Origin of the sequence: Rhizobacter sp. (assembly GCF_031412495.1) — a bacterium.
In the GTDB taxonomy this organism is placed as follows: domain Bacteria; phylum Pseudomonadota; class Gammaproteobacteria; order Burkholderiales; family Burkholderiaceae_C; genus Schlegelella_A.
Map to the genome: position 1 here is coordinate 1 of NZ_JANODC010000339.1, position 6,946 is coordinate 6,946.

6 protein-coding genes and 1 pseudogene are annotated in these 6,946 nt (G+C 71.0%); 4 read left to right on the forward strand and 3 right to left on the reverse strand.

Annotated elements, in window-relative coordinates:
* Both AC30N0_RS12500 and AC30N0_RS12505 read left to right on the forward strand, forming a co-directional pair.
* Positions 1-1,018, forward strand: a 1,018-nt coding sequence (locus tag AC30N0_RS12500) for a D-amino acid dehydrogenase (RefSeq protein WP_489518236.1), incomplete at its 5' end; no start/stop codon positions are given.
* A 64-nt stretch (positions 1,019-1,082) separates the two neighbouring features.
* A pseudogene (locus AC30N0_RS12505) lies at positions 1,083-2,854 on the forward strand (carboxyl transferase domain-containing protein).
* Between the two features lie 21 nt (positions 2,855-2,875).
* Here AC30N0_RS12505 and AC30N0_RS12510 read toward each other — a convergent pair.
* Positions 2,876-3,205 carry a hypothetical protein gene (locus AC30N0_RS12510; protein WP_489518237.1) on the reverse strand — a complete coding sequence of 110 codons (330 nt, stop codon included), beginning with the start codon at positions 3,203-3,205 and terminating at the stop codon, positions 2,876-2,878.
* A gap of 6 nt (positions 3,206-3,211) precedes the next feature.
* On the opposite strand from AC30N0_RS12510, the gene AC30N0_RS12515 reads away from it, so the two are divergent.
* Positions 3,212-4,042, forward strand: a complete 831-nt coding sequence (locus AC30N0_RS12515; protein ID WP_489518238.1) for a DUF72 domain-containing protein — start codon at positions 3,212-3,214, stop codon at positions 4,040-4,042.
* 16 nt (positions 4,043-4,058) lie between these two features.
* Here the strand turns inward: AC30N0_RS12515 and AC30N0_RS12520 are convergent, their stop codons facing one another.
* A complete protein-coding gene (locus AC30N0_RS12520) occupies positions 4,059-4,223 on the reverse strand; it encodes a DUF1328 domain-containing protein (RefSeq protein WP_489518239.1) in 165 nt (54 codons plus the stop codon).
* Positions 4,224-4,422: 199 nt separating this feature from the next.
* Here AC30N0_RS12520 and AC30N0_RS12525 point away from each other — a divergent pair, with 199 nt between their 5' ends.
* Positions 4,423-6,150, forward strand: coding sequence for an MBL fold metallo-hydrolase (locus AC30N0_RS12525; protein WP_489518240.1), 1,728 nt, complete (start codon positions 4,423-4,425; stop codon positions 6,148-6,150).
* A 15-nt stretch (positions 6,151-6,165) separates the two neighbouring features.
* Here the strand turns inward: AC30N0_RS12525 and AC30N0_RS12530 are convergent.
* The coding region (locus AC30N0_RS12530) for a methylmalonyl-CoA mutase family protein (RefSeq protein ID WP_489518241.1) at positions 6,166-6,946 on the reverse strand (781 nt) is incomplete at its 5' end.

Genomic DNA, 6,946 nt, shown 5'->3' on the forward strand with positions numbered 1-6,946 from the left:
GGCCATGCTCCGCTGGGTGCTCGCCATGCTGCGCAACTGCACGGCCGCGCGCTACGAGATCAACAAGTCGCGCATGGTCCGCCTCGCCGAGTACAGCCGCGACTGCCTGCGTGCCCTGCGCGCCGCCACCGGCATCGCCTACGACGAGCGCATGCAGGGGACGCTGCAGCTGTTCAGGACCCAGAAGCAGTTCGACGACAGCGCCGGCGACGTCGCCGTGCTGCGCGCCAGCGGAGTCGGCTTCGAGCTGCTCGGTCGAGCCGGTTGCGTGCGGCACGAGCCGGCGCTCGGCGGGGTCGCCGAGAAGTTCGTCGGCGGGCTGCTTCTTCCCGGCGACGAGACCGGCGACTGCTTCAAGTTCACGCAGGCGCTCGCCGGCCTGGCAGCCGAGCGCGGGGTCGACTTCCGTTTCGGCGTCCACATCCGCGGCCTGATCCGCAGCGGCGATCGCGTCTTCGGCGCCGCCACCGATGCCGGCACGCTCGATGCCGATGCCTACGTGGTCGCGCTCGGCAGCCACTCGCCTCTGCTGCTCCGCCCAATCGGCATCCGCATTCCCGTCTACCCGGTCAAGGGCTACTCGATCACCGTGCCGATCGCCGACCCGCGCGGCGCGCCCGAGTCGACGGTCATGGACGAGACCCACAAGGTCGCCGTGACTCGGCTCGGCGACCGCATCCGCGCCGGCGGAACGGCCGAGCTCGCCGGCTACACGCTGAAGCTGCACGAGGCGCGCCGCCGCACCCTGGCGCACGTCGTCAGCGACCTGTTCCCCGGCGGCGGCGACGTCTCTCGGGCCGAGTTCTGGTGCGGTCTGCGGCCGATGACGCCGGACGGAACGCCGGTCATCGGCGCGACGCCGATAGCCAATCTCTTTCTCGCCACCGGCCACGGGACCCTCGGCTGGACCATGGCCTCCGGCACCGGCCGGATCATCGCCGACGTGGTCTCCGGACGTTCCCCCGGCATCGACCTGGCCGGGCTCACCGTGGCCCGCTACCCGGGCGCGGTGCGCTGACCGGGCGTTGCTGCGCATGGCCGCCATCGAAGTCCGTTCGCCGCTCGCCGCCAGCGTCGTGGCCGTGCTCGTCGAGCCCGGGCGTGCGGTCCGCAAGGGCGGCATCCTGGCCATCCTCGAGGCGATGAAGATGGAGCACGAGATCCGCAGCGAGCACGACGGCGAGGTCGCATCGGTCCGCGCAGGGGGCGGCGATCAGGTGGCCGAAGGCGAGCTGCTGCTGGTGCTGCATCCGCGATCTGCCGCCTCCGCCGCGCCAGGCGAAGCGGCGCCTGAAGCGCCACCCCGCCAGGTCCGGGCCGACCTCCAGGAACTACGCGACCGAGAAGCCTGGCTGGCCGATGCGAACCGTCCGGAGGCGGTCGCCCGGCGCCATGCCGCCGGCCTGCGGACCGCGCGGGAGAACATTGCCGACCTCTGCGACCCTGGCAGCTTCGTCGAGTACGGCGCGCTGGCGGTCGCGGCGCAGCGGAGCCGGCGCAGCTTCGACGACCTGATCCGCCACACGCCCGCCGACGGCATGGTCACCGGCATCGCGACGATCAATGGCCGCCGTTTCGGCCCGGAGCGCACGCGCGCCGTGGTGATGGCCTATGACGCCACCGTGCTCGCCGGCACGCAGGGCATGCGCAACCACCAGAAGACCGACCGGATGCTCGTCATCGCCGCCGAGCAGGGCCTGCCGGTCGTCCTCTTCGCCGAAGGCGGCGGCGGCCGGCCGGGTGATGTGGACATGCCCGTCGTCGCCGGCCTTCATGTCGCGACGTTCGCGAGCTTCGCCCGCCTGAGCGGGCGCGTGCCCCTGCTCGGCATCGTCGCCGGCCGCTGCTTCGCCGGCAACGCCGCCCTGCTCGGCTGCTGCGACACCATCATCGCGACGCGCGACAGCTCGATCGGCATGGGCGGCCTGGCGATGGTCGAGGGCGGCGGGCTCGGCTCGTTCCGGCCCGAGCAGATCGGGCCGAGCGAGGTGCAGTCGCGGTCGGGCGTCATCGACGTGCTCGTCTCCGACGAGGCCGAGGCGGTGGACGTCGCGCGCCGCTACCTCGCCCTCTTCCAGGGCCGGACCGAGGGCTGGCAGGAGGCCGATGCAGCGGCGCTGCGCGATTTGCTGCCGGCCAGCCGACTGCGCGTGTACGAGGTCCGCACCATCGTCGCGGGGGTCGTCGACGTCGGGTCGATGCTGGAGCTGCGCGCCGGCTTCGGCCTGGGCGTCGTCACCGCGCTGGCCCGGATCGAAGGCCGGCCGGTCGGCGTGCTCGCCAGCAACCCGGCGCATCTCGGCGGCGCCATCGACGCGGACGCGGCGGACAAGGCGGCCCGCTTCATGCAGCTCTGCGACGCGCACGGCCTGCCCATCGTCTCGCTCATCGACACGCCCGGATTCATGGTCGGGCCGGAGATCGAGAGCCGCGGCCAGGTTCGGCACGTCAGCCGGATGTTCGTCGTCGCCGCGCAATTGCGCGTCCCGGTCGTCGCCGTGGTTCTGCGCAAGGCCTACGGGCTCGGTGCGATGGCGATGGCGGCCGGCGGGCTGCAGGCGCCGCTCGCGACGGCGTCCTGGCCCAGCGGCGAGTTCGGGGCGATGGGCCTGGAGGGCGCCGTCGAGCTCGGCTACCGCAAGGAGCTCGCGGCGGCTGCCGAGGGCGCCGAACGCGATGCCGTGCGCGAGCGGCTGGTTGCTGAGCAGTACGAAAAAGCAAGGCTATCCACATGGCGACCACGCTCGAGATCGACGCCGTGATCGACCCGGCGGAGACGCGCCGTTGGCTGGCGTCGTCGCTGGCCGCGGCGAAAGTGCCCGCACCGCGTCAGCGCTTCATCGATCCCTGGTGAGGCGCCGGCCGTCGTCAGGAGTTAGAGCGGCTCGTTCGTGCCGGCGATCGGTGCATCCGGCCAGTGCCTGGCCTGCAGGGCCGGGTGCGCAGCCTCGTAGCCGAGCGCGACCGATTCCCCGCCGTCGTCGATCGCTTCGGCCTGCACCGACGCAGCGCCGGACAGGTACCAGCGCTTGACGTCTTCGACCCACTCGACATCGCCCATCACCTGCTCCTGGCCACTGGATGCATCGGACTGTCGATCCGTCGCAAGAGCCGCACCATCGGCGGCGGCATCGACTTGCAGTAGGCCGGCCCCTACAGGCGTGCGCCGTCCGCGTTTGACTCCGCCCCATCCGTCGCCGATCATCGGCCGATGGCGAAGCAGGCAGGCGCAATCCGGGTCGGCGTCGGCGGCTGGACCTTCGAGCCATGGCGCGACAATTTCTATCCGCGCGGGCTGAAGCACGACGACGAGCTCAACCATGCCAGCCGCCGCCTGACCTCGATCGAGATCAACGGCACCTACTACCGCCTGCAGAACCCGGCCTCGTTCGCCAAGTGGCGCGACGCGACGCCCGACGACTTCGTCTTCACCGTCAAGGCAAGCCGCTACTCGACGAACCGCAAGGTCCTCGCCGAAGCGGGCGAATCGATCGAGCGATTCCTGGCCAGCGGACTGGCCGAGCTGGGGCCCAAGCTTGGGCCCATCGTGTGGCAGTTCGCGCCGACCAAGGTCTTCGACGCGGACGACTTCGCCGCGTTCCTACAGCTCTTGCCCAAGCAGCTCGGGTCGCTGCGCCTGCGCCACGCGATGGACGTGCGCCACCCGAGCTTCATGTGCGCCGAATACCTGGCGCTGGCACGACGACACGGCGTCGCGACGGTATTCGCCGACTCGGACGACTACCCGAGCTTCGCCGACCTCAGCGCCGATTTCGTGTACGCGCGTCTGATGAAGACCGAGGCGCACCTGGCCACCGGCTACGCGCCCGAGCGCATCGCGTTCTGGGCCGAGTGCGCCCGCACGTGGGCCGCCGGCCGCGAACCCGCGGCTTCGCCGAGACTCGCGGCTGCGAACCCGATCGCATCCGCAAGCAAGCACCGCGACGTCTTCATGTTCTTCATCAGTGGCGCCAAGGAGCGCGCGCCCGCCGCCGCCATGGCGACGCTTGCCGAGCTCGGCTGGCCGCCGCCCGGTCCGTAGCCGGACCGGGCCGCTGCTATCGACCGCGGTTGCGCCCGAACAGGAACGAAGCGATCGCGAGGATGATGAAAACGACGAACAGGATCTTGGCGATGCCGGCGGCGCCGGCGGCGATGCCGCCGAACCCGAACACGGCCGCGATGAGGGCGATCACGAAGAAGACGACGGCATAGTGAAGCATGGGGACTCCTGTGATGGACCGCAGTGCGAAGACTGCGCGACTGGCGCCATCCTCAGGCCCGGCCCTGCATCTGCCCATAGGCTGACGGAAGGACCGCGTGCGGGTGGACGGGGGCAGCGCCTGTGGGATGGCTCCGACGCTCAGTGCGTTCCATGCATGTCAAACTCGTCGCGAGTCCTCCTTCGCTGCGAACCGCACCATGAACGAATCCTCCGACGACGCCTCCGCGTTCTCTCTCCCCGTCCCCGGCTCGGCACCCGAGCGGCCGCCGCGCGCGGCAGCGACGATCGTCGTCGTCCGCGCCGGCGCGAGCGGTGCGATCGAGGTCCTGCTCTCGCGTCGCGCCGAGCGCGGCGACCACAACAGCGGCGCCTGGGTCTTTCCGGGCGGAACCATCGACCCGCGCGACGCGGCGGCACGCGCCTTCTGCGCCGGGCTCGGCGACGTCGAGGCCAGCAGGCTCCTGCTCCTGCCCGAGGGCGGCCTCGACTTCTTCGTCGCCGCCGTTCGCGAGTGCTTCGAGGAGTGCGGTCTGCTGTTCGCCTACGGCGAGGGCGACGCGTGGGTCGACCTCGACGGCGCCGACAAGGCGCGCCTCGGCCCCTGGCGCGGGGCGCTCCACCGCGCCGAGCGGACGATGGCCGAGCTGTGTGCGAGCGAAGGCATTCGCCTTGCCGTCGACCGGCTGCACTACCTCAGCCACTGGCTGACGCCGGCCGGCCGCCCGAAGCGCTTCGACACCCGCTTCTTCCTGGCCGAGGCGCCGCCTTCCCAGACCGCGGTCCACGACGGCACCGAGCTCGTCGAGCAGCTGTGGCTGAGCCCGGCCGAGGCACTGGCGCGCAGCCGCACCCTCAAGCTGCTGACGCCGACGCAGAAGTCGCTCGAACTCCTGACCCGCTTCGACGATGTGCGCTCGCTGTTGGCCTGGGCCGCATCGCCGCGCACGGTCGAGCTCGTGCTGCCTCGTGTCGGCACCGGCGCGAAGGGCCTGCGCCCGGTGCTTCCCGACGAGCCGGCCTGGGCCGAGCTCGGCCGCATCGATCCTTCAGGGCGCGGCGAATGCTCCTACGACATCGTCCCGGGTGCCGCCGTGCGCCTGTCGGAGCGCGTGATCCGGGTCACCGCGGCCAACGGCAGCGCCATGACCGGCCCGGGGACGAACACGTATCTCGTCGGTGGCGGCGGTAGCCCGGACTGGGCGGTCATCGACCCGGGGCCGGCGCACGAGGGCCATGTCGAGGCGATCCTCGCCGCGGCGCCGGGGCCGATCACGCGCATCCTGGTCACGCACACGCACACCGACCATTCGCCGGCGACCCTCGCGTTGAAGGCGCGCACCGGGGCCACCGTGCAGGGGCTCGCGCCGCGGCACCGCGAGTGGCAGGACACGACCTTCGCCGCCGACGTGACGCTGACCGGCGGCGAGCGCATCGCCCTGGCGCCGCATACCCACCTCGCCGTCATCCACACGCCGGGCCACGCCGGCAACCACCTCTGCTACCTGCTCGAGGAAGAAAAGCTCCTCTTCACCGGCGACCACGTGATGCAGGCGTCGACGGTCGTCATCAACCCGCCGGACGGCGACATGGCCGCGTACATCGCCTCGTTGCGCTCGCTGCTCGACCTCGACCTGGAGTGGCTCGCGCCGGGACACGGCTTCCTGATGGCGCAGCCCAGGGCGGCCATGGAGGCGATCATCGCGCACCGGCTGAAGCGCGAGGGCAAGGTCGTCGGTGCGATGGAGGAGCGCGGCCCGGCGACGCTGGTCGATCTGTTGCCGGTGGTCTATGCCGACGTACCGCCGCGCATGCACCCGATGGCGTTGCGTTCGCTCACCGCCCACCTGCTGAAGCTGCGCGACGATGGCGTGGCTGTCGAGAACGACGGCGTGTGGTCCCTGCAGCGGCAGGGCGCGCCGGCCTGACCATCCCCTCCGGCGCTACATGCTGCGCCGGTACTGCCCGCCGACCTCGAACAGCGCCTCGGTGATCTGACCGAGCGAGCAGACGCGGACGGCGTCCATCAGCACCTCGAAGACATTGGCGTTCGCGATCACTGCGTTCTGAAGCCGCTGCAGCATGGCCGGCGATTCCCCGGCATGACGCGCCTGGAAGTCGGCCAGGCGCTGCAGCTGACCCTGCTTCTCGGCCTCGGTCGAGCGCTGCAGCTCGACGTGGGCAGGGGCCGTGTCGCCGTGCGGGTTGCGGAAGGTGTTGACGCCGACGATCGGGTACTCGCCGGTGTGCTTCAGCATCTCGTAGTGCATCGACTCTTCCTGGATCTTGCCGCGCTGGTAGCCCGTCTCCATCGCGCCCAGGACGCCGCCGCGCTCGGCGATCTTCTCGAACTCGGCGAGCACCGCCTCCTCGACCAGCTCGGTCAGCTCGTCGATGACGCACGCGCCCTGGTTCGGGTTCTCGTTCTTCGCCAGGCCCCACTCGCGGTTGATGATGAGCTGGATCGCCATCGCGCGGCGCACCGAGTCCTCGGTCGGCGTGGTGATCGCCTCGTCGAAGGCGTTGGTGTGCAGCGAGTTGCAGTTGTCGTAGATGGCGATCAGCGCCTGCAGCGTGGTCCGGATGTCGTTGAACTGCACCTCCTGCGCATGCAGCGACCGGCCGCTGGTCTGCACGTGGTACTTCAGCTTCTGGGACCGTTCGTTGGCGCCGTACTTGTCGCGCATGGCCACTGCCCAGATCCTGCGGGCCACCCGGCCCAGC